Source organism: Paenibacillus sp. FSL H3-0302 (genome assembly GCF_037982245.1).
Classification (GTDB): Bacteria; Bacillota; Bacilli; order Paenibacillales; family Paenibacillaceae; genus Paenibacillus_AQ; species Paenibacillus_AQ odorifer.
Genome location: NZ_CP150284.1, coordinates 5273144 through 5295749, shown reverse-complemented (window position 1 = coordinate 5295749; position 22606 = coordinate 5273144). Strand labels below are relative to the sequence as shown.

The window sequence follows — 22606 nt, the reverse complement described above, 5'->3', positions numbered from 1 at the left end:
CGTTTCTGTACCATATCTTTTCCCTTGGCGGAAAGAGTTATGTATGATCAATCAAACCAGGCGCTGTGGAGGGGATAATATGAACAAGATATTTGTGCTAGATACCAACGTGCTTTTGCACGACCCCAATTCAATTTTCTCTTTCAAGGAGCATGAGGTGGTTATTCCGGCTGTTGTGCTGGAAGAAATCGACTCCAAGAAGCGCAATGCTGACGAAATCGGTCGGAATGCCCGTACAGTATCCCGATTGCTTGATGGACTCCGGGAACTAGGTCATTTGCATAGTGGTGTGGAACTGGAGCATGGAGGCAAGCTGAAGGTAGAACTTAACCATCGCAGTTTTGTGAAGGTACAGGAAATGTTTGGTGAGGTGTCTAACGACAATCGGATTTTGGCTGTTGCTCTCAATTATTTGAATGAAGAGAATGAGAAGCCCGATCCGCGTCCCGTTGTGCTTGTGAGCAAGGATGTACTGGTTCGTATTAAAGCGGATGTACTTGGAATTACGCCAGAGGATTATTTGTCAGATCGTACTGGAGACTTAAATGAACTATACACTGGTTACCAATCTCTGCAGGTTCATCCCGCATTGATTGATGAATATTACAGTCACCGCTCTCTGACGGTAAAACAGCTTGCGTTGTCGTATCCGTTGTACCCTCATGAATTTGTGATTCTCAAGGATGAGATTGGCACTGGCAAATCAGCTCTTCTCAAAGTGAATAGTGATGCCACACGTCTGGAGCCACTCTATCTGGGCAATGATTCGGTTTGGGGGATTAGCGCCCGTAATGCTCAACAACGAATGGCACTGGAGCTGCTGCTAAATGATGAAATCCCACTCGTAACGATCACGGGTAAGGCTGGGACAGGGAAGACGTTATTGGCGCTTGCAGCCGGACTATTCAAAGTGGAGGATGAACATAAATACAAAAAATTGCTTATCGCCCGTCCGGTCGTTCCTATGGGTAAAGACATTGGGTATTTGCCCGGTGAGAAGGATGAGAAGCTTAGACCCTGGATGCAGCCTATTTATGATAATCTGGAATTCCTGTTCGATACCAAAAAAGCTGGCGATATCGATAAAATCTTAATGGGGTTAGGAAGTATACAGGTAGAAGCCTTAACCTATATTCGCGGCCGTTCAATCCCATCGCAGTTCATTATTATTGATGAGGCGCAGAACCTTTCCCGCCATGAGGTGAAGACCATTGTCTCCAGAGCGGGAGAAGGAAGTAAAGTCATTCTAATGGGCGATCCAGAGCAAATCGATCATCCATATCTGGATGCTGCGAGCAACGGACTGAGCTATATCGTCGAGAAGTTTAAACAGCAAGGGATTAGCGGACATATTACTTTGGAAAAAGGTGAGCGTTCCCGCTTGGCGCAATTGGCCGCGGATCTACTCTAACCGTTCATCAATCCTATTTTCAGCCGGGAGAAGCAAACACTCCCGGCTTTTTCCTGCCCGCCCGGAAACGGCAGAGGAATTTAAAGTTGGTTGTGGTGATTAGAGCCATGGAAAGAAAGTTTGGAACTGTAGAAGCGAAGCGTTCGCCTTTATCCTCGGATTTTAACCGCATGATGCGGTAATTAGTTCAGGAAATCTGAGGATAACAGCGATCGGAAGTCCAAAGCTTTCTTGTAATGGCGGTCAGATTACCTTCCTATTTTTAATGCCTCTGGCGTTTCACCCATATAATAGAAAGAGAACGGTTTCACAAACTAAAGACAAGTACCGGAGGGTTTGGTAAAATAGGGGAGACCAATCAAAAGGGAAGGTGGGAAATCGTGCTGAAACGCAAAAATTATTGGCTGCTTTTTGCAATTTTACTACTATCGCTGACAAGCCTGTCGCCCAGTATGGAATTGAGTACCAGTAACGATCCACGTCCTATGAAAAGACCACAAAGTCAGTCGACCCATCCCTCTTCCGGAGATGAGGGAACTATAGATAGCTTACACATAAGAGTATCGTTAAATAGCGAAGAATTTAGTGAACTGGAGCTCCTTAGCAACCGTTATACCTTAGAAAGTGGAGTAAAGGTTATTTTAAGCAATGTGGATATGGAGGATGCCGATGAGGTATTGAAGCATGATTTAACGATCGGGGACAGCCCGGATATAGTCATGGCAGATGGACGAAGCATTCTGGACTGGGCCACACGTGGATATTTATTGCCGATGGATGTGTATCAGAGCGTTCCGGGGAGTGCACCGTTAACACAGTTGATCCCCTGGATGCAGTGGAATGGATATAATTGGGGAGTCCCGTTAGATATAGATCCTTACGTGCTTGTTTATTCCCCACAACGGCTGGCGGAGCTGGGTTTTAATGCATTACCCAAAAGCCTCGAAGAGTGGAATATCCTGCTTCAGAATGTGCTAAAAGAGCAAGGGAAATATTTACTTGCGATGGATACCCGCAATCCTTATGGATTGTCAGCGGTAATGGAGAGCATGAATAGCAGCTTGTTAGCAGATAACCAAGAGGTGTTGAATTGGATTCAGAACGCCCGCAGTTATTTTTATCTCACCAGCCGCTACAATAAAGATGTCTGGGATATGCTACAAGGAGGTAGTGTCGCCGTTGCTTCATTACCGTTATCCGAGTGGCAGAAGCATGGAAATTCATCCCTTGCTGCTGTACCGGCCCTGACTGCTAATAATGGGGGTGGGTTTGAATCCTGTTACAGTCGATCTTTTGCCCTTCCAGCTCAATCTCAAAGTCCAAAGGAAGCTGTGAATTGGCTGACCTTTATCACCTCAGAGGATGCTCAGCTGGATTGGTTGGAGAATACGGGGAGCTTGCCGGCGCTTGATGTTCTTTATCGTTCAGAGCATGCTTTTAAATACAAGCTTCCTTTCGATGTTGAGCTATTGCTGACAGAAGAAACCGCCCCGGAGGATGATTCACAGGGCGGCTGGAGTAAGGTTGTTGAAGCTGTATCGTTACTATTAACAGGGCAGATAGATGCGGAAGGCTACAAAGAATTTCTAAAAGAAGGCCTAAAATGAAATGGAAAGCTTAACATGCAAGACGCCCTCTTGGCTATCTACTGCCGTGGCACGAAGGAAAGATACTATTTTGCCTGGATAAAAGCCTAAGTCAAATTCTTCTTCCAACGTTTTTCTTGTTGTGTCAGGCAATTCAAGACCGTTAAATACAATATGATCGACTTGGAATATAAGGCCGTTGATCGGTTCTTCCTGAATGGTATAGTGACCGGTCAGTGAAAGGGCTAGCGCTCCGCTTTTTCCAGTGGCAGTAATCGATCCGTCATTGAAATGAAAGGCGAAGTCTTTAAACAGCGAATTCTGCGATTGCAAAAATTCATTCAGATCCTCTTCCTTCAGGTTTAGCTCATAAGTCATTCCTTTTCGGGTCAGTACACCCTCTCGATTCTGAACAAACTGTGGTAGTTTATTCATTGCGGAGGATAACGCCTTGAAATAAGTTTTTACCTCGTGCAGGCCGATATTCTCCCAATATAATGTGAATTCTTTAAGTAGAGTACTCATATTTTCAGGATCGCTGCTATTTTTAATCCCACCCTCAATATCCTTGTTGAGCGCGTTTACCCGAACTTGCTGTTCCTCCAGAGCCGTACGCAATCGGGCGAGCTCTTCCGAGTTTCGCTTCGCAGTCTGAAGGGTATCCTTCAAATCCTTATATTGTTCTTCATATTGTGAGAGAATATCGCGGTCATTTCCAATAATAATCTCATAATAATCGAACAGAGCCAGGAATCTGCTGATACTTTTTGCTGAAAAAAACGCGGCCAGAAGATTATCTCTATCCCCCATATAATAAGAACGCACAACTGCACCTGCCCGTTCCTGTTGGTCCGCAATGGCTGTTTTTTTCTGGGTAGCTTGTCTGTTCAGGCTTTCTACCTTTTGTTCAAGTGCTTTTTGTTCGGCTGTAATCTTGATGATTTCACGTTCAATTTCTGCAGAAGACAAGGTCTGTTCAAGTAGTTTACGGGTTTCTTCATTATCTGGTATAGCAGAATTGAAAAAATCACCGCTAGGATCGGCAGACAAGTACTTCACAGGTTGTAACGGAAACAAAGTACAGCAGAAGAGAATTAGTATGGTTGCAATCATGCGGCTTTGTAAATTGCGGGAGCGCACCACACCACCACCTTTTTTTTGAAATGATATATGTATGTACTAATAATATGTTTAACCCTTCTAAAATAGCATACAAACAAAAAAACGGAAGTGATCCTTATAAGATAAGGACCTCATCCGCTCCAAAAGAGTACTGCAATTTATAGTGGAAGACCCATTTGAAAGATCGTCCAATAACTAAATCCGGTGAAAGTCAGAATCATGTATGCCCAGAAGAGAAGAACATAAGTTTTTTCAGTAAATTTCATATAGCCAAGTATTACGAAAAATGCAGTTTGTAAAAAGAAAAGCAAGGCCATTTCTGTTAGACCTCCGGCGAAAGCCATCAATCCAATAGCTAATGTGAAAAAACCTAATACCCGAAACATGCGGTCCAAGAGAGAGTCCCCCTTCCAGTATGTATCTCACGAATATTCCTTCGATTTATTATACCCTCAACATAATTATGTGTAAACGAATTCATTGAAAAAAATGCACTAATCTTCAAAAAATGTGATTTTTATAATTGACCTGAGTGATTAGTGCTTTAAAAAAGAGAATTTATAGTTTTATGCGTATGATGTACGCAGATAATGGAAATACAAATTAGTATCAAATAGATTCTATGAACTCTATGAGAAGCATAGAAATGGAGTAAGCAGCTTTTATCCCTATTCACTACCCGGCAGAACTGCCGGTTATGGAGATGGTTATTTCATGACGTTGTTAGGAGGTTTGGCTTTATGACAGCCGTTAGACAGGACGCTTGGAGTGCAGAAGATGATCTAATATTGGCAGAAGTAACTTTGCGACACATTCGGGAGGGCAGCACACAGCTTGCCGCTTTTGAAGAGGTGGGTGAAAAAATCGGCAGAACTTCGGCCGCTTGCGGATTCCGCTGGAACAGTTGTGTTCGGAAAAGTTATGAAGGTGCAATCGGTATTGCTAAAGGGCAACGTCAAAAGCGTAGCTACCTGAAAAAGCAGCCGTCAGTAAGAGGAGCGCAAGTAGCTGGTCTGATTCTGGGTGATGTCGATGAGGAATTTGGGCGCGGTGAGGGATTAAGTGAAAACACATTATCCATTGATGCGGTCATTCGTTTCTTAAGACAATGGAAGGGTACGATCCAGGAAGCAGGACGTCAGCTGAAAATGCTGGAAAGAGACCTGCGCGAGAAGGAAGATGAATTAACAGAATTACGATCTGAGAATGAGCGGTTGTCTAAAGAGGTTAATCTTGCTCAAAGCGACTACCGGGTAGTCAACGATGATTACAAAGCTTTAATTCAGATTATGGATCGTGCTCGCAGGCTTGCTTTCTTAAATGAAGAAGAAGAAGAAATGAAGACTCGTTTCAAAATGGATGGTAACGGAAATTTAGAACGCATTGAATAAACGATAGGTTAACTAACAATCCCGCAAGTGGTCTGCTTTTTAAGCACCACTTGCGGGGTTTTTGGTATACTTAGAAAAATTGTGCTTAAGATCAGCAGGAGGGTTATATGAAAATTGATATAATTGGTGCAGGTTCACTCGGGCTGCTGCTGGCAGGGAGACTGATCCAAGCCGGGAATGATGTGAGACTGTGGTGCCGAGGGATAGAACAATGCCAACGATTAGGGCGTGATGGCTTAACGGTTACCTACGAGGATGAACGCGAGCCGATAACAATTTCGGAAGATCAGTTTGTATCCGCGCCAATAGGGGAGTTCGCTGGTGCTTATCTAGAAGAGCCGAGTGATTGGATCGTGGTGACGGTTAAACAGAATACTCTACATAATGATTTGCCTGAATTTCTATCCCTACTTAAGGAAGAGCAAGTACATATGATTTGTTTTCAGAATGGTACAGGACATATGGAGATGTTAGGAGGCATGTTGCCAAACGCCAATTTATATGTAGCTGTGACTACGGAGGCTGCGAAGCGCAAATCATTAACTGAAGTCATTCATGCAGGAGCAGGGGAGGTGTGGATAGGAAAATGGAGCTTAGGGGATGGACAAGCTCATAGCATACATAATGATTTAAAAGCGAATAATTTAATAGAAGTTCTCATAATGGCAGGATTCGCAGCCTTTTTGTCGAATGAAGTGGATACCATGATTTACCGGAAGCTCTTGATCAATGCCGTTATAAATCCACTCACGGCGATTTGGCGTATTCCAAATGGGGAGCTGTTGTCTTCAGAGCAACGCCTCCAATTAATGAAGGAAGTTTTTGAAGAAGCAATAATGGTGTATGATTTCTGTGAAATTACTTATGATAAGGATGCTTGGGATAACATCCTTCAGGTGTGCCGGTTAACGTCTGGCAATATTTCATCTATGCTGGCAGATGTACTTGCTTCAAGAACCACAGAAATTCGTTGGATCAACGGAAGTCTTGTAGAAATGGCAGAACGATCTGGAGTGTCGGCACCATTAAATCGCTGGCTCTGCCAATTAGTAGAAGGTATTGGGGTATGATCTCTGGGGAGAGGTGAAGCTATGGGACTGCTGATGGATTCGGTTATTACTTTAAGCGTTATTCCGATTGTGCCGTTTTTGATTGTTTTTTTCATTGGAAAGGGCTTAAAAAAAGATAAAAAGAAAACTTTTATGCTCGCTATGGACGTGACCACATTTTTTTTATTATTGTCGGTCTCCGCATTGTTTAATAACATCTTTAATTCCGGTTTTGGGTTTTACCTTATACTAATTATTGTATTAATATCCGCTGGACTGATTGGCGGAGCTCAAAATCGGATGAAAGGAAAGGTAGATGGGAAGCGGTTATTTCGGGCAGTTTGGAGACTTTCGTTCTTTTTTATGAGCTTCGGATATTTATTATTTATGTTTGTTGGGCTAATTACCTACATATCACAAGCGATGTAACGTTCCACTGCTTCGGTGAAGCGTCAACGTCACAAAAGTTTAAAGTTTTAAAAAAAAAATATTTTCTGAAAACATTGCACTAGATTTTTTTGACCACTGGTTGTATAATCATAAACCATATACCACATTCTATTTAGGGGGAACTGCTAGATGAAGAAGAGTAAAAGTCTATTGCTAATGATTGCATTAGTACTTGTTATCGGCACAGTGCTTGCTGGCTGCGGCGGAAACAATGCAAACAGCGGCAATAAAGGTAACAATGCTAACACTGGTAACACGGCAACTGGTAATGCAGCTACAGAAGAAAAATTGGCTGCTGACCAAACATTGAGAATTAACCTTAGTTCTGAGCCTCCAACATTTGACCCAGGATTGGCTCAAGATAGCCAAGCTCACACTGTCCTGACAACAATGTACGAAGGTCTGACTCGCATGAATGCTGAATCTGGTCAAGCTGAACCAGGTGTTGCTGAAAGCTGGGAAGTTTCCGCTGACGGTCTGGTATATACTTTCAAACTCCGTGATTCACAATGGAGTAATGGCGATCCTGTAACAACAGAAGACTTCGTTCGCGCTTGGAAACGCGTGCTCGATCCTGCTGCTGCATCCGCTGCACCTTACGCTTATCAATTGTACTACATCAAAAATGCTCAAAAGTTCTACAACAAGGAAATTACCGATTTCAGTCAAGTAGGTGTCAAAGCGGTTGATGAGAAAACTCTTGAAGTTACTCTTGAAGCCCCAACTCCTTACTTCCTTGGATTGCTTTCCTTCTACACTTATTACCCTGTACACAAATCCATTGAGAGTAATCCTAAATGGGCAACAAGCAAAGATACTATGATCGTTAACGGTGCTTTCACTCTTACAGAGTGGACTACAGGTCAAACACTTGTTGTAACTAAAAACGATAAATATTGGGATAAAGATTCCATTAAACTTAACAAAATCGACTTCTCCCTTGTAAACAGCGGTGCAACTGAGCTGCTCAGCTACAAGAACGGTGAATACGATCGTGCCGGTGGACCAACTGGTGAAATTCCATCAGAACAAATTCCAATCGTGCAAAAAGAACTTCCTAACGAATTCAGCCGTAAAGGTATTGCTTCCGTATACTACTACGAATTCAATATCACTGAAAAACCTTTCACAAACGCTAAAATCCGTAAGGCTCTTGCAATGTCCATTAACCGTCAAGCTTTGATTGACAATGTAGTACAAGGTGGACAATTCCCAGCCTACGGTTATGTACCTCCGGGTATCGCTGGTGCTGATGGTGAATACCGTACAGCAGTTAAAGATAGCTACTTCACTGAAGATCTAGAACAAGCTAAAACATTGCTTGCTGAAGGTCTGAAAGAAGAAGGTATGGATAAACTGCCTACATTCTCCCTGACTTACAACACAAGTGAAGGTCACAAGAAAATCGCTTTGGCGATTGCTGATATGTGGAAAAACAATCTTGGTATCGACGTACAAACCGTTAACCAAGAGTGGGCTGTATTTATTGAAAACCGTCAAAACCTGAACTACCAAGTTGCTCGTGCTGGTTGGACTGCGGATTACAATGATCCAATGACTTTCCTTGATATGTGGGTAACAGGTGGCGGTAACAATGATACTGGTTACGCTAACCCTGAGTATGACAAATTGATCAGCGAAGCTAAAACAAGCACTGACTTGGCAGTACGTCAAGAAAAGTTTGCTGCAGCTGAGAAATTGCTCATTGAGCAAGATATGGTTCTGATTCCTTTGTACTACTACACTAACAACTCCCTGACTAAAGAGTACCTTAAAGGTGTTACTCTTGACTTTAGTGGTGCAATTGACTTGACTCGCGGATACTTGCTTGAGCACTAAGATATTGCTTTAGTAATTACAACAGAATAGTTAGTTGACTGAAGTTGCAGAATACTTCGGGATATATATGTGGAATTCCATATATATCCCTTTTTTTTGTATTCCTGTCTATTTGTTAATTAATGTTATTAATAACATATATAGAAAATAGACAAAAATCCGTTTTTTTCATAAAATCATTATTATGTGTATCAAAAATTGTCGGAGGAGGTGTGATGGGGATGGTTCGTTATGTCGCAAATAAGTTTTTCTATATGTTGGTTTCTCTATTTGTATTGATTTCAGCTACCTTTTTCTTGATGAAAGCTATTCCGGGGGATCCGTTTACTTCTGAAAAGAAGGTACCGCCAGAAATTAAAGCACGTCTGATGGAACAATATGGTCTGGACAAGCCGCTCTCTCATCAGTATTTTAAGTATTTAGGTGATATTATCCAAGGTGACCTAGGTGTCTCAATGAAACGCCTAAATCAAGATGTATCACATTTGATCAGTCAAACCTTTTCAGCGTCGCTGAAGCTGGGACTCGTCGCAATCGTTGTGGCGGTTATTGTCGGAGTATTTCTCGGCATGTTGGCGGCACTCTATCACAGAAAGTTTATTGACAGCGCAGCTATGGTGCTGGCAGTTCTGGGGATTGCGGTTCCGAGCTTTGTAGTCGCGTCATTACTGCAGTATGTATTTGCTTTCAAACTGGGTTGGGTACCGGTTTCAGGTTTTAAAGGGCCAATCTATTATTTCTTACCCGTGGCCGCGCTCTCGGCACAGCCGATCGCCTTTATCGCCCGCTTGACCCGTTCAAGTATGCTTGAAGTTTTGAATGCGGATTATATCAAAACGGCTAAAGCAAAGGGATTGAGCTGGATGGCTATTCTGAGCCGCCATGTACTTCGTAACGGAATTCTACCTGTTGTTACTTATATGGGTCCAATGACAGCTAACATCGTAACTGGTTCGGTTGTTATCGAGCAGATCTTTGGTGTTGGGGGTATTGGTAAACAGTTCGTGGAAGCGATTGGTGTCCGTGACTATACCGTTATTATGGGGATAACCATTTTCTATGGTGTATTACTCATGGTTGCCCGCTTTATTACGGATATTGCTTATGTATTAATTGACCCACGTATGAAATTAAGTGGAGGAAAGGAGGGCTAAATAGTGGCTACTGAAAATAACTTGCTAAATCTAAAACCGGAAGATTTTCAAAAAGTCGGTGTAGATGAAAAAGAAGCCGAAGTTATCCAGCGTGAGAGTCTCTCTGCTTGGAAAGACTCTTGGCAACGGTTGCGTCAAAATAAAATGGCGATGACTGCGCTCGGTATCCTGGGTTTGATTGTACTTGCAGCGATTTTTGCACCTTTTATCTCGAAATATAACTATTATTCTAATGATTTGATGAGCACCAATAAGCCCCCTTCCTCCGATCACTGGTTTGGAACGGATGATCTTGGTCGTGATATCTTTGTTCGTACTTGGTACGGTGCACGGATTTCCTTGATCGTTGGTCTTGCTGCGGCAGCCATCGACTTGTTCATCGGTGTTATCTACGGAGGCATTATGGGCTTCTTCGGCGGCCGTGTAGATAATATTATGAATAAATTCTCTGAAATTTTGTATTCTATTCCTTATTTGCTGGTTGTAATCTTGCTCTTGGTCGTTCTTGAGCCAAGTCTTGGAACAATCATCCTAGCTCTAACCATTACAGGCTGGATTACGATGTCGTGGATTGTGCGTGGAGAAATTATGCAGCTCAAGAATCGTGAATTCGTATTGGCGTCCCGTTCCATGGGTGCTGGTTCTGCGAGACTGTTGTTCAAGCACCTTCTGCCGAATGCGGTTGGTCCGATTATCGTAACCATTACACTGTCTGTACCAAATGCTATCTTTGCTGAGGCCTTCCTAAGCTTCTTGGGTCTTGGTGTACAAGCTCCTGTTGCTTCACTTGGATCGATGATCAATGACTCACTCACCGGCTGGTTGTACTATCCATGGCGCTTCTTGTTCCCTGCGATCCTAATCAGCTTAACAATGCTTTCTTTCAACATTTTCGGTGATGGTCTTCGTGACGCGCTTGATCCTAAGCTGAAGAAATAGGAGGAATATGGATGGAACCTATTTTACAAGTCAAAGATTTGCATATTTCCTTTTTTGTTAAGGGCGGAGAAGTACAAGCTGTCCGTGGTATGAATTTTGAAATTGGCAAAGGCGAAACGGTTGCCATCGTCGGCGAGTCCGGCAGCGGTAAGAGTGTAACTGCTCAATCGATTATGCGTTTGATCCCTTCCCCACCTTCTAAAGTGAAAAAGGGAGAGATTATTTTTCAAGGACAGAATCTGCTAGACAAAAGCATGAAAGAAATGGAATCTATTCGCGGTAAAGATATTGGCATGATTTTTCAAGACCCGATGACTTCTCTGAACCCAACCATCAAAGTGGGCAAACAGATCACTGAAGTTTTGATTAAACATCAGAAAATGTCAGCGGCCGAAGCGAAAAAGCAAGGTATGGAGATGTTGAAATTAGTAGGCATCAAAAATGCGGAGGCTCGCTTTAACCAATATCCCCACGAATTCTCAGGCGGTATGCGCCAGCGTGTAATGATCGCAATCGCGTTAGCTTGCCGTCCGGCTTTGCTGATAGCAGATGAGCCTACAACAGCTCTAGATGTAACCATTCAGGCGCAGATCATGGAAGTTATGAGAGAGATGCAGCAAAAACTAGGTACCTCCATTATTCTGATTACACATGATCTGGGCGTAGTTGCTGGCATGTGTGATCGGGTGATTGTAATGTATGCAGGTGAGGTTGTGGAGACCGGAACAAGATGGGAAATCTTTAAAAATCCACAACATCCATACACCAAAGGTCTGCTGCGCTCAATGCCGCGTCTGGACCAAAAGAAAGGCGAGCCGCTTATTCCGATCATCGGCACACCGCCAGATCTGATCAAGCCGCCGATCGGCTGTCCGTTCACTGCTCGTTGTAATGAAGCGATGCATGTGTGCGAACAAATCGATCCCGGCGCCACAGAATTCAGCGAAACGCATATGGCGCGTTGCTGGAATCTGCATTCGATGGCCAAGGAGGTGCAGTACTCTTGAGTAAGAACCTAATAGAGGTAGAAGGTCTTAAGAAATATTTTAATGTAGGTAAAGGTAAGGTTCTTAAGGCTGTTGATAATATTAACTTCACGATCCGTGAGGGCGAGACACTTGGGATGGTAGGTGAGTCCGGTTGTGGTAAGACTACTGCTGGACGTACGATTCTTCGCTTGTATGAGCCTACTGCTGGAAGTGTGAAATATAATGGTACAGACATTTATAAATTGCCTGGAAATCAAATGAAGGCTATGCGCCGTGACATGCAAATGATTTTCCAAGATCCGTACGCATCGCTTAACCCGCGGTTTACGGTTTCTGATATCATCGGCGAGGCACTGGACATTCACGGAATGGCTGGCAGCCGTGCAGAACGTAAGAAACGGATTGAAGAACTGCTGGATATGGTTGGTCTTAACCATGACCATGCAACCCGTTATCCGCATGAATTCTCCGGTGGACAACGTCAACGTATCGGGATTGCCCGTTCGTTAGCGGTTAATCCTAAGTTCATCGTTTGTGATGAGCCGATTTCCGCACTTGACGTATCCATTCAAGCTCAGGTCGTTAACTTGCTTAAAGAATTGCAAGATCGTCTTGGATTGACTTATCTTTTCATCGCGCATGATCTGTCCATGGTTAAACATATCAGTGATCGCGTAGCAGTTATGTACTTGGGTAAAATGGTTGAGTTGGCGGAAAGTGAAGAGCTGTATGCAAATCCTATCCACCCTTATACTAAATCCCTATTGTCGGCTATTCCAGTTCCGGATCCGGAAATTGAAGTCAACAAAAAACGTATTCACTTGCATGATGAGCTTGGCAGCCCTATTTATTCTGCTAACGATAAGACCAATGACAGTGACTTTGAATTAGTAGAAGTATCTAAAGGCCACTTTGTCAGCAAAAAATTCGCATAATTTATACTTAGGTTTTCAAAGGCGGGAGCATTATGCTCTCGCCTCTTGTATGTATTTAGGATATTATTTAATGAATTTATAGTATAATTGAACAGTTGGCTGTACCTGTGTTGCTGATATCAAGACATGTTTTACTTTGACGCGGCTCCTGACTTTGGATACAATCATAGAGAGTTTTTACGAACTTGGATTTACATATAACTGCTTAGTAGAACTGGAGGCACTAGCAAATGAATATTGTAACGGAACCGCTCAAGGGTGGATCTGCACTCTCGCGCGACTATATAGATCATTTTGAAAAGGTTAGTCATTTGTACGGTGGGGATTTCCGCAATAAAGAAAGTAGAAGTAGAAGGGCAGAGTGGCTAGACGGCAGAGAAAGCCTTCGTGCCGACCGGACTCAGATTGCTGAGTGTCTACGTCAATATAATGAAAAGCATAACTCGCATGATGCGGTGATGGCTTCGCTGGCTCTTTTAGAGCAGCCGGGGACATTAGTGGTGACAGGTGGGCAGCAAAGCGGACTATTTACTGGACCCCTGTTAGTGGTATATAAAGCTGCAACTACTATTATGGCGGCAAAAGAAGCAGCTGAACAACTCGGCCGACCGGTAGTTCCTTTATTCTGGATTGCAGGTGAAGATCATGACTGGGATGAAGTGAATCATACGTATGTACTGAATCGTACGCAGGAGATTACTAAGATTAAGATAGAAAAGTCAGAAGAGAAACGCTCCTCAGTAAGTGATATTCGTGTAGAAGAGGAAAGCTGGCAGCAGGTAGTGGAACAGTTAGACGGTCTGCTTCAGGAAAGCGACTTTAAGCCGCAGATTATGGAATTCATTCGCACTTCTTCTTTTAGAGCAGATAGTATGACAGATGCATTTGCCAAGCTGATGGGTTCATTATTTGGTAAATTTGGTCTAATTCTGCTTGATTCTGCTGATCCCAACTTACGTAAGTTAGAACAGCCATTTTTCACTTCGCTAATTATGCAGAATGATGCACTGGAAACAGCGTATATGAATTCTGCTTCTGATATTGTGGGCGCCGGATATGAGCTTCAGGCTGATGTTACAGCTGGCAATGCCAACCTCTTTTATATTCATGAAGGTACACGGCTTCTGCTTCACAAGAAGGACGGAATCTTTACGGATCGCAAGGGTCAGGTATCCTTTTCCCGTGATGAATTACTTGAGGAGGTGCAGGCACATCCGGAACGCTTTAGCAATAATGTGCTGACACGTCCACTTATGCAGGATTATGTGTTGCCTGTTCTGGCAACGGTGCTGGGTCAAGGTGAGATTGCTTACTGGGCCATTCCGCGTCGTGCGTTTGAGACCATTGGGGGAGAAATGCCGTTAATTATCCCTAGAATGTCTTTTACTGTCGTAGAAGGTACGCTGCACAAGCATATGGATAAATATCAACTTAGCTTTGAGGATGTAAGACAAGGACTGGATCATAAAAGACATGAATGGCTGGCCGCACAGGATGAGCTGGGGATTGAACGTCGTTTTGAAGAAACCAAGACCTCATTCGCCGCCATGTACGAACCGCTTATTGAGCAGCTTGGAACGGTTCAGGCCGGTCTGCTTAAGCTGGGGAATAACAATAAAGAGAAGATTCTAGATCAAATTACTTTTTTACAGGCGAAAGCCCAAGATGCAATGGCAAAACAGAACGAAGCTGCAATCCGGCAATGGGAGCGAATCGAGCTGTCGTTAATGCCACTGGGTAAACTGCAGGAAAGAGTGTACAATATCATGTATTACTTGAACCGGTACGGACTTGCTTGGCTGGATGAGTTAATGACGGTTGAACCGGATTACAGTGGAACACATCGCATCATTTATATGTAATGGAAGTATCGCTTTCCACAAAACTAAGCTTTTGCTTACGAAGTGAGTTTTGTACGAAGCAGATTCAATGTAGTAACGCTCACAAAACAAAGCGTATGCTTACGGAGCAAGTTTTATTGCGAAGTGGATCATAGAAGTATAGCTCCATAAAACTTTTAGGAGGTTTCATAATGAGTTCATCTAAACAAAATAGTATCGTGGCTGATATGTCACTCGCACCCGAAGGGCATTTGAAAATCGACTGGGTTCGCCAGCATATGCCGGTACTGAACCGTATTCGTGAGCAGTTTGAAGCAGAACAGCCATTTAAAGGTCTGAAAGTATCGATCACATTGCATTTGGAAGCTAAAACTGCTTATTTGGCGAAGGTTGTCAAAGCTGGTGGTGCAGATGTAACCATTACAGGTTCGAATCCACTTTCTACACAGGATGATGTATGTGCAGCGCTTGTGGAGGATGGAATCACAGTATTTGCTAAATACAATCCGTCTCCTGAAGAATTTAAAGCCCTTAATATCAAAGCACTGGAGAGCAAACCGGACTTGATTATTGATGACGGTGGGGATTTTGCTACATTGCTGCATTCGGAGCGTCCTGATCTGATGGAGAATATTCGCGGGGGTGCTGAAGAAACAACTACCGGGATTATTCGTCTAAAAGCTCTGCATAAGCAAGGCGTATTGAAGTTCCCAATGGTCGCGGTTAATGATGCCTACTGCAAATATTTGTTTGATAACCGTTATGGCACTGGCCAATCGGCATGGGATGGAATTATTCGCACAACCAACCTTATCGTAGCGGGCAAAACAGTAGTTGTTGTCGGTTACGGCTGGTGTGGTAAAGGTGTTGCCATGCGCGCCAAAGGACTTGGAGCAAAAGTGGTTGTCACAGAAGTTGATGCGATTAAAGCCGTTGAAGCACATATGGACGGTTTTGAAGTAATGCCAATGCTGGAAGCAGCTAAGGTTGGTGATTTCTTCGTTACAGTAACTGGTAACCGTTATGTAATTCGCGGTGAACATTATGATGTGATGAAGGATGGAGCAATCATGTGCAACGCGGGCCATTTCGACGTTGAAGTGAATAAGCCTGAGCTGTCGGAAAGATCCGTATCCCAACGTACCGTTCGCAAAAATATCGAAGAGTACCAGCTTCGTGACGGACGTAAATTATATCTGCTTGCTGAAGGCAGACTTGTAAATCTGGGTGCTGCTGATGGTCACCCTGCTGAAATTATGGATACAACCTTTGCACTCCAGGCACTGTCGCTGAAATATGTAAATGATAATTATAAGAGCATTGGCGTAAAAGTTGAAAATGTTCCTTATGAGCTGGATGAGCAAGTAGCACGTTATAAGTTGGAAAGTCTGGGCATTAACATCGATAGCCTCACTCCGGCACAAGTCGATTATTTGGACAGCTGGAATTTGAACGATTAATAACTGAACGCATAACAATAAAGTGTATTAACCAGTGTACCTTGAACTGAAGCAACTTTTTAACAAAGCCATGCAACGGACAAGATTCCGATTGTATGGCTTTTTTCTGTGGAGAAATGTTTTACGGGAAACGAGCTATCTGATTTAGGAAAAATTTCCTTGGCCAGAAAAAGGTTTTTGATTTTTAATGGCGAATCTATTATGCTTAAGTGGTGAAAAGTGGGGTAAAGTGGGGATTCGGGGATTAGGGGTGGGAAAAAGGATGTTCATGGGAGAGTATCAACACAGCATTGACGACAAAGGCCGAATCATTATTCCGGCTAAACTCCGTGAATTGCTCGGAACCTCCTTCGTGACGACCCGCGGCCTAGACTCCTGCCTGTTTGTTTATCCCATGGAAGAATGGGCAATCATGGAACAAAAGCTTAAAAGCCTTTCGCTGATGAAATCAGATGCCCGCGCATTTAGCCGCTTTTTTTTCTCAGGTGCAACTGAATGTGTTTGGGATAAGCAGGGAAGGGTAAATCTGCCGGCCAATTTACGGCAGTATGCCAAACTGGACAAAGACTGTGTCATTCTGGGCGTTTCGAACCGGGTGGAAATCTGGAACAAAGAGCTTTGGGAACAGTACTTCGAACAGTCAGAGGAATCGTTCAACGAAATCGCTGAGAAATTGGTGGATTTCAATTTTGATCTATAAAACACAATAACGAATACTGTCCTGGAGGGATGCAGCTTGTTTCACCACATCACGGTGCTTAAGGAAGAAGCGACAGAAGGGCTGCACATCAAAAAAGACGGAATCTATGTAGATTGCACTCTCGGTGGAGCGGGACACAGCTCACTTATCGCTTCCAAGCTTAGCGGCGAAGGCCGTTTAATCTGTTTGGATCAAGATGATTGGGCTTTGGAGAACGCCAAAGAAAGATTAGCGGAATACGGAGACAAGGTTGTGACTATTAAGACTAACTTCCGTGATCTGGAGAGTGTACTTAAGGATGTGCCCTTTGTGCCACAAACAGATGGTATTCCCCAAGTAGATGGAGTGCTCTTTGATCTTGGCGTATCCTCTCCCCAGTTTGACGAAGGGGAACGAGGCTTTAGTTACAATCATGATGCTCCGCTGGACATGCGCATGGATCAGTCAGCACTTTTGACGGCTGCTGAAATTGTGAATACATGGTCCGAGCAGGAGATTGCCCGTGTTCTTTTCCAATATGGAGAAGAGAAATTCTCGCGGAGAATCGCTAGAAAAATTGTAGACAGAAGAGAAGAAGCTCCTATTGAGACAACAGGAGAATTAGCAGAACTGATCAAGGAAGGTATCCCGGCAGCTGCTCGAAGAACAGGCGGGCATCCCGCTAAACGTAGCTTTCAAGGATTAAGGATTGCTGTGAATGACGAATTGGGTGCTTTTGAAGAAGGGCTACATAGTGCAGTACGTTGCCTTGCACCAGGAGGCAGAGTATCCGTCATCACCTTTCATTCGCTCGAAGACCGAATTTGCAAGCAAATTTTTAGCAGCTATTTAAGCAGATGTACATGCCCGCCTGACTTTCCGTTTTGCGTATGCGGCGCGAAAGGCACGCTTAAGTTAATCAATCGTAAACCGCTTGTGCCTTCTGAAGAAGAGCTTGAGCTTAATACCCGAGCCCGCTCAGCTAAGCTGCGCATTGCAGAAAAATTGTAATTGACGATAAAGGAGAGTCAGAGATGGCCTATACCCGCGGCAATTTAGCAGTTCAGCCCAAAAGAAAAGAAGAGGTAAACCCCCTTTACCGCGAGAAGACAAAAGTAGTTACCAGACGAAGAGTACTTCCGCTGCAAGAGAAACTTTTGTATATGCTGACGCTAGGAGTATGCGTTCTGGTGGCGATCACCCTGATTTCACGTTACGTCCAAATTTATGATTTGAACTTGCAGGCTCAGAAATTAGATCAGGATATTGCAACAGCCAAGAAGCAGATTTCTACGTATCAGATGGAAAAGCAGAATCTAGAGCAGAAAGTCGCCCAAAAAGCACGGGATCTTGGTTATGTGTCCCCGGATGAGAATGCAACAATCTATATTCCGGCAAGCTCGGCAACGACTCCGGGTGATAATTAGTGAGCGATTGGCAAGATCGCAATAAAAAAAGTTGTGAGGTTCGCTTATGCTGAAAAGAATAAAACTTCGCACGCTGTTTATAGGAGGGTGTATTACCCTCTTTTTTCTTGTTTTGATCGTTAGAGTGTTCTGGATTCAAGTTATGCAAGGTGAGGAATGGCAGGAAAAGGCCGCCACGCTTTGGGCGCATACCTCAACTATCAAAGCGGAGCGAGGTACGATTTCTGACCGTAACGGGAGTGTGCTCGCTAGCGATGTCCCTGCTTATACCGTGGTGGTGAATCCTGAAGTGATTCAACAACAAGGCATCGGGGAAGAGGTCATCACAGGATTACACGAATTGCTCGGCAAACCAGAGGATGAGCTGCGTAAGCTGGTTGAAGCCAAGGACGAAAAGACGGGTGCTTACCTCAAGAACCGGGAAATTCGTAATGAAGGCTGGAAGATTGATCAGGAGCTTGCCGATAAGGTGAAAGAATTTTATGTAGCCCTAGGTAAAGAACATAAAATTCAAGAGACCGGTATTGGGCTTGTTAGAGAGCAGAAACGATATTATCCAAAAGATGAATTAGCTGCACATATCTTAGGTTATACAGATAGGGACGGCAATGCTATCATGGGACTGGAAAAATACTTTGATACGGAGCTTAAGGGTGCCGATGGCAAGCTGCTTTATCAAAGTGACGGTCAAGGGGTAAAATTGCCGGATTCACAAGATACCTATAAGCCAGTAGTAAATGGAAGTAATTTCAAGCTTACAATCGATAGTACGATCCAGCATTATATAGAAGAGGCCATGCAAAAGGCGTATGCGCAATATAAGCCAAAAAGTATGAGTGTCATTGCTGCTGATCCGAACACGATGGAGATTTTGGGATTAGCCAATATGCCTACCTATAATCCAAATGAATTTTGGAAGACCGGGGCCGATGGGGCGGGATTCTATAATCATGCTATTAAATCTAAATACGAGCCTGGTTCCACTTTCAAAATTGTAACGCTTGCCGCCGCAGTAGAAGAAAAGCTTTTTGATCCTGTTGCGACATTTTTGTCCGGGTCCATCCGGATAAAGGGATATAGTAAGGCACTGCATGATATTAATCATGCTGGATGGGGGCAAATCAGTTTTCTTGAAGGTGTGAAACGTTCTAGTAACGTTCTATTCGTTAAGCTATATGAAATGCTCGGACAGGACAAGCTATTACAGTATATCAATGATTTTGGCTTCAATGAGAAAACGGGAATCGATCTGCCGGGAGAAGTAAGCGGGGTCGTTAACCCTAACCTTGGACGTCCTATAGAAATTGCGACACTCGCATATGGACACGGTAAAGTGCTAGTAACCCCACTTCAACAGCTAGTTGCCGTATCTGCTATCGCTAATGGGGGGAAGTTGATGACTCCGTATGTAGTTAAGGAGGTCACAAACCCTAACACTGGTGAGACAAAGGTTACTCAGCCTAGTGTAGTGCGTCAGGTGATTGATGAGGAAAGCGCCAAGAAAACGGGTGAATATTTGGAGCAGGTTGTTGCTGACCAAGTAAAAGGAACAGGCCGCAACGCTTATATTGACGGCTATCGCGTGGCAGGTAAGACAGGAACGGCTATCAAGGTTGAAGGAAAGGATTATGTGAAATCCAAAGTACTTGTCTCCTTTATTGGTTATGCTCCTGTTGATGATCCAAAGATCGCTGTTATTGTCATTATTGACGAACCGAACGTTGAGGTTGGCGGCGGTAAGGCAGCTGCTCCAGTATTTAAAGAGATTGTATCCCAGTCTCTGCAATACATGGGAGTACCTAAGCTGGCGTCTGAGGCTAGTGATAGCAGCAGCAAAAAGCCGGCTAAGACTGAAACAGTCGCACTTCGGACTACACCAGATCTAACAGACAAGACGATGAAGGAAGCAAGAGAAGCACTTTTGGATCAAGGCTTCGATTATGTAGTGGTCGGTGAAGGATCTACTGTAGAGAGTCAATATCCTGAGGCAGGTACGAAGCTTGCTACAGGGCAACGGATCTATTTATTAAGTCCGCAGGGGGCTCAGCCTACCATTCCAGATTTAAAAGGGGAATCCCTGCGTGATGCACTTGAAATTCTAACTCTACTAAAAGTAGAGATTGCGGTAGATGGTGAAGGTTACGTCTCAGAACAGATTGTAGGCACGCAAAATGGCAAGACCTTGGTCACTTTGAAAATGAAGCCATTAAATGATTATGGCGAAGATATTCCCGTGGCCCCGCCTGCTGATGAGGGGTCAGATTCCGAGAGCGGAACATAGCTTGTTCTAACCCCTGTTTGTCCCGAATAGTCATGAAGATAAGAGCTCATGTCTATTGTTGAAAGTGGGGGAGAACGGAATGAAGGTTTCCAAAGTCGTAACACGGCGGAGAATGCTGTGGACATTGCTGGGACTGGCAGTGTTATTCGGTTCGCTGGTCGTGCGTCTTGCGTATGTGCAATTATCTCAAGGAGAGGAATTGACTGCGAAGGTAGAAGATTCCTTGCGCCGCAATATTCCTTTTACCGCTAAACGTGGTGAAATTATGGATCGTGAAGGTGTGCCGCTCGTTTCTAATATCACCACACCTACAGTGTATGCAGTACCGGTGCAGGTAAAAGAGAAGCAAAAGACAGCACAGCAATTAGCTCCACTGCTTGGGATGACTGAGGAGAAGCTGATGACATTGCTGTCCAAAAAAGAAATGTCGGTGAAACTTCAGCCCGGCGGCCGCAAAATTACGATGGATCTTGCCGCGAGCATCCGTGATTTGCAGCTGCCGGGCATCGTTGTCGCTGAGGATAGCAAAAGGTATTACCCTTACGGCGATTTAGCCGCGCATATTCTAGGCTTCACAGGTATAGATAACCAGGGTATTACAGGAGTAGAGAGTATATATGACAATCTGCTCAAAGGTATAGCCGGCAATATTTCTTATTTGTCTGATGCGGGCGGAAGACTTATGCCTGGCTCATCTGAGAAATATTCTGCCCCTCAAGACGGACTTAATCTGGAGCTGACGATTGATAAACAGATCCAGTCCATTATGGAACGTGAGCTTGATCAGGCTATGGTAAAATATCAGGCGCAGGGTGCTTGGGCTATAGCTATGAATCCGAAGAATGGTGAGATACTAGCCATGGCTAGCAGACCGGGGTATGAACCAGCATCATACAAGGAATATGATGCGCAGATTTACAACCGGAATCTGCCTATCTGGATGACCTATGAACCTGGTTCAACGTTCAAAATCATCACTCTGGCTGCTGCGCTGCAGGAAGGTAAAGTAGATCTTCAGAACGATCATTTCTATGATCCGGGGTTTATCGAGGTGGCGGGCGCAAAGCTGCGCTGCTGGAAAAAGGGCGGTCATGGTAGTCAAACCTTTCTACAGGTAGTTGAGAACTCCTGTAACCCTGGGTTTGTCGCCTTAGGGCAACGGCTGGGAAAAGAATCACTTTTCAAATATATCCGTGATTTTGGTTTTGGCAGCAAAACGGGAATTGATCTGAATGGGGAAGCTAATGGTATTCTGTTCAAGCTTAATCAAGTAGGTCCGGTAGAGCTTTCGACTACAGCCTTTGGTCAAGGGGTTTCGGTTACGCCTATTCAGCAGATTGCTGCGGTATCCGCGGCTATCAACGGCGGTAATCTCTATAAACCTCATGTAACAAAAGCATGGGTTAACCCGGTTACTGGAGAGACTGTATCAGAGGTGAAGCCAGAGCTTGTGCGGCAGGTCATTTCGGAGGAAACATCCAAGAAGGTGCGGGCAGCACTTGAGAGCGTGGTTGCCAAAGGCACAGGACGGCCGGCTTTTATTGACGGCTATCGTGTAGGTGGCAAGACGGGTACTGCACAGAAGGTTGTAAATGGACGTTATTCTCCAACAGAGCACATTGTTTCTTTTATTGGCTTTGCACCAGCGGATGATCCTCAGATCGTTGTGTACACTGCCGTGGATAATCCGAAAGGGATTCAATTTGGGGGTGTGGTTGCAGCTCCAATCGTGCAAAATATTTTGGAAGACTCGCTGCACTATATGAAGATTCCGGAGCGCAGTGATCAGCTTCCCAAAACTTATAAGTATGGCGAAACTCCGATAGTGACCGTACCTGATCTTACCGGAGCAACGGTGCAGGATATCTATGAGGATTTAAATATGAATTTTAATCTTGCACGTTCAGGCACAGGAAATACGGTCATCAATCAAGCTCCTAAGGCTGGGGCCAGAGTAGAACAGGGCTCAACCATCAGGATTTATATGGGAGCATCTAGTGAATAATGATTAAGGTATAAGGTTTCAGCTCGTATCCGAAAATGTAGAGTGAGG

General features: G+C 44.1%; 19 protein-coding genes. 17 read left to right on the top strand and 2 right to left on the bottom strand.

From position 1 onward, the window contains the following. The first annotated feature begins 79 nt into the window (after window positions 1–79). Together MHH50_RS23660 and MHH50_RS23655 are read left to right on the top strand one after the other, a co-directional pair. Window positions 80–1411, top strand: coding sequence for a PhoH family protein (locus MHH50_RS23660; RefSeq protein WP_036683710.1), 1332 nt, complete (start codon window positions 80–82; stop codon window positions 1409–1411). Between the two features lie 380 nt (window positions 1412–1791). Next, on the top strand, window positions 1792–3018 hold the full coding sequence (locus tag MHH50_RS23655) for an extracellular solute-binding protein (protein WP_076192073.1): 1227 nt from the start codon (window positions 1792–1794) through the stop codon (window positions 3016–3018). Here MHH50_RS23655 and MHH50_RS23650 read toward each other — a convergent pair. After that, window positions 3010–4110 (bottom strand): hypothetical protein, encoded by a 1101-nt coding sequence (locus tag MHH50_RS23650; protein ID WP_076185283.1) that lies wholly within the window; start codon window positions 4108–4110, stop codon window positions 3010–3012. The genes MHH50_RS23655 and MHH50_RS23650 overlap by 9 nt on opposite strands. Before the next feature lie 167 nt (window positions 4111–4277). Next, a complete protein-coding gene (locus tag MHH50_RS23645) occupies window positions 4278–4514 on the bottom strand; it encodes a DUF2626 family protein (RefSeq protein ID WP_036683705.1) in 237 nt (78 codons plus the stop codon). Between the two features lie 345 nt (window positions 4515–4859). Here MHH50_RS23645 and MHH50_RS23640 point away from each other — a divergent pair, with 345 nt between their 5' ends. The 15 genes from MHH50_RS23640 (at window position 4860) to MHH50_RS23570 (ending at window position 22558) form a co-directional block, all read left to right on the top strand. Then, on the top strand, window positions 4860–5510 hold the full coding sequence (locus MHH50_RS23640) for an RsfA family transcriptional regulator (protein ID WP_036683702.1): 651 nt from the start codon (window positions 4860–4862) through the stop codon (window positions 5508–5510). 107 nt (window positions 5511–5617) lie between these two features. Further along, a complete protein-coding gene (locus MHH50_RS23635) occupies window positions 5618–6580 on the top strand; it encodes a 2-dehydropantoate 2-reductase (protein WP_076278782.1) in 963 nt (320 codons plus the stop codon). A gap of 21 nt (window positions 6581–6601) precedes the next feature. Further along, complete coding sequence (locus MHH50_RS23630) at window positions 6602–6988, top strand: DUF3397 domain-containing protein (protein WP_076129040.1); 387 nt, start codon at window positions 6602–6604, stop codon at window positions 6986–6988. A gap of 150 nt (window positions 6989–7138) precedes the next feature. Continuing rightward, the gene (locus tag MHH50_RS23625) at window positions 7139–8848 is read left to right on the top strand and encodes a peptide ABC transporter substrate-binding protein (protein WP_076129042.1); all 1710 of its coding nucleotides are present in this window, start codon (window positions 7139–7141) and stop codon (window positions 8846–8848) included. A 221-nt stretch (window positions 8849–9069) separates the two neighbouring features. Continuing rightward, window positions 9070–10002: an ABC transporter permease gene (locus MHH50_RS23620; RefSeq protein ID WP_036683691.1), complete on the top strand. Its 933-nt coding sequence runs from the start codon at window positions 9070–9072 to the stop codon at window positions 10000–10002. 3 nt (window positions 10003–10005) lie between these two features. Beyond that, a complete protein-coding gene (locus MHH50_RS23615; protein ID WP_036683689.1) occupies window positions 10006–10941 on the top strand; it encodes an ABC transporter permease in 936 nt (311 codons plus the stop codon). Window positions 10942–10952: 11 nt separating this feature from the next. Further along, window positions 10953–11948: an ABC transporter ATP-binding protein gene (locus MHH50_RS23610; RefSeq protein ID WP_036683686.1), complete on the top strand. Its 996-nt coding sequence runs from the start codon at window positions 10953–10955 to the stop codon at window positions 11946–11948. Further along, entirely contained in the window at window positions 11945–12865 is a 921-nt protein-coding gene (locus MHH50_RS23605; RefSeq protein WP_036683682.1) for an ATP-binding cassette domain-containing protein, read from the top strand. The genes MHH50_RS23610 and MHH50_RS23605 overlap by 4 nt, the downstream gene beginning before the upstream one ends. Window positions 12866–13095: 230 nt before the next feature. Then, a complete protein-coding gene (gene bshC, locus MHH50_RS23600) occupies window positions 13096–14727 on the top strand; it encodes a bacillithiol biosynthesis cysteine-adding enzyme BshC (protein WP_076129044.1) in 1632 nt (543 codons plus the stop codon). 167 nt (window positions 14728–14894) lie between these two features. Beyond that, on the top strand, window positions 14895–16166 hold the full coding sequence (locus MHH50_RS23595; protein ID WP_340034635.1) for an adenosylhomocysteinase: 1272 nt from the start codon (window positions 14895–14897) through the stop codon (window positions 16164–16166). 262 nt (window positions 16167–16428) lie between these two features. Then, window positions 16429–16866, top strand: coding sequence for a division/cell wall cluster transcriptional repressor MraZ (gene mraZ, locus MHH50_RS23590; RefSeq protein ID WP_036683674.1), 438 nt, complete (start codon window positions 16429–16431; stop codon window positions 16864–16866). A gap of 36 nt (window positions 16867–16902) precedes the next feature. After that, entirely contained in the window at window positions 16903–17856 is a 954-nt protein-coding gene (gene rsmH, locus MHH50_RS23585) for a 16S rRNA (cytosine(1402)-N(4))-methyltransferase RsmH (RefSeq protein ID WP_036683671.1), read from the top strand. A gap of 23 nt (window positions 17857–17879) precedes the next feature. Further along, window positions 17880–18272 (top strand): septum formation initiator family protein, encoded by a 393-nt coding sequence (locus MHH50_RS23580; protein ID WP_036683668.1) that lies wholly within the window; start codon window positions 17880–17882, stop codon window positions 18270–18272. A gap of 124 nt (window positions 18273–18396) precedes the next feature. Next, window positions 18397–20553 carry a penicillin-binding transpeptidase domain-containing protein gene (locus MHH50_RS23575; protein ID WP_340033517.1) on the top strand — a complete coding sequence of 719 codons (2157 nt, stop codon included), beginning with the start codon at window positions 18397–18399 and terminating at the stop codon, window positions 20551–20553. A gap of 79 nt (window positions 20554–20632) precedes the next feature. Continuing rightward, window positions 20633–22558 carry a stage V sporulation protein D gene (locus MHH50_RS23570; RefSeq protein ID WP_076136530.1) on the top strand — a complete coding sequence of 642 codons (1926 nt, stop codon included), beginning with the start codon at window positions 20633–20635 and terminating at the stop codon, window positions 22556–22558. The last annotated feature ends 48 nt before the right edge of the window (window positions 22559–22606 follow it).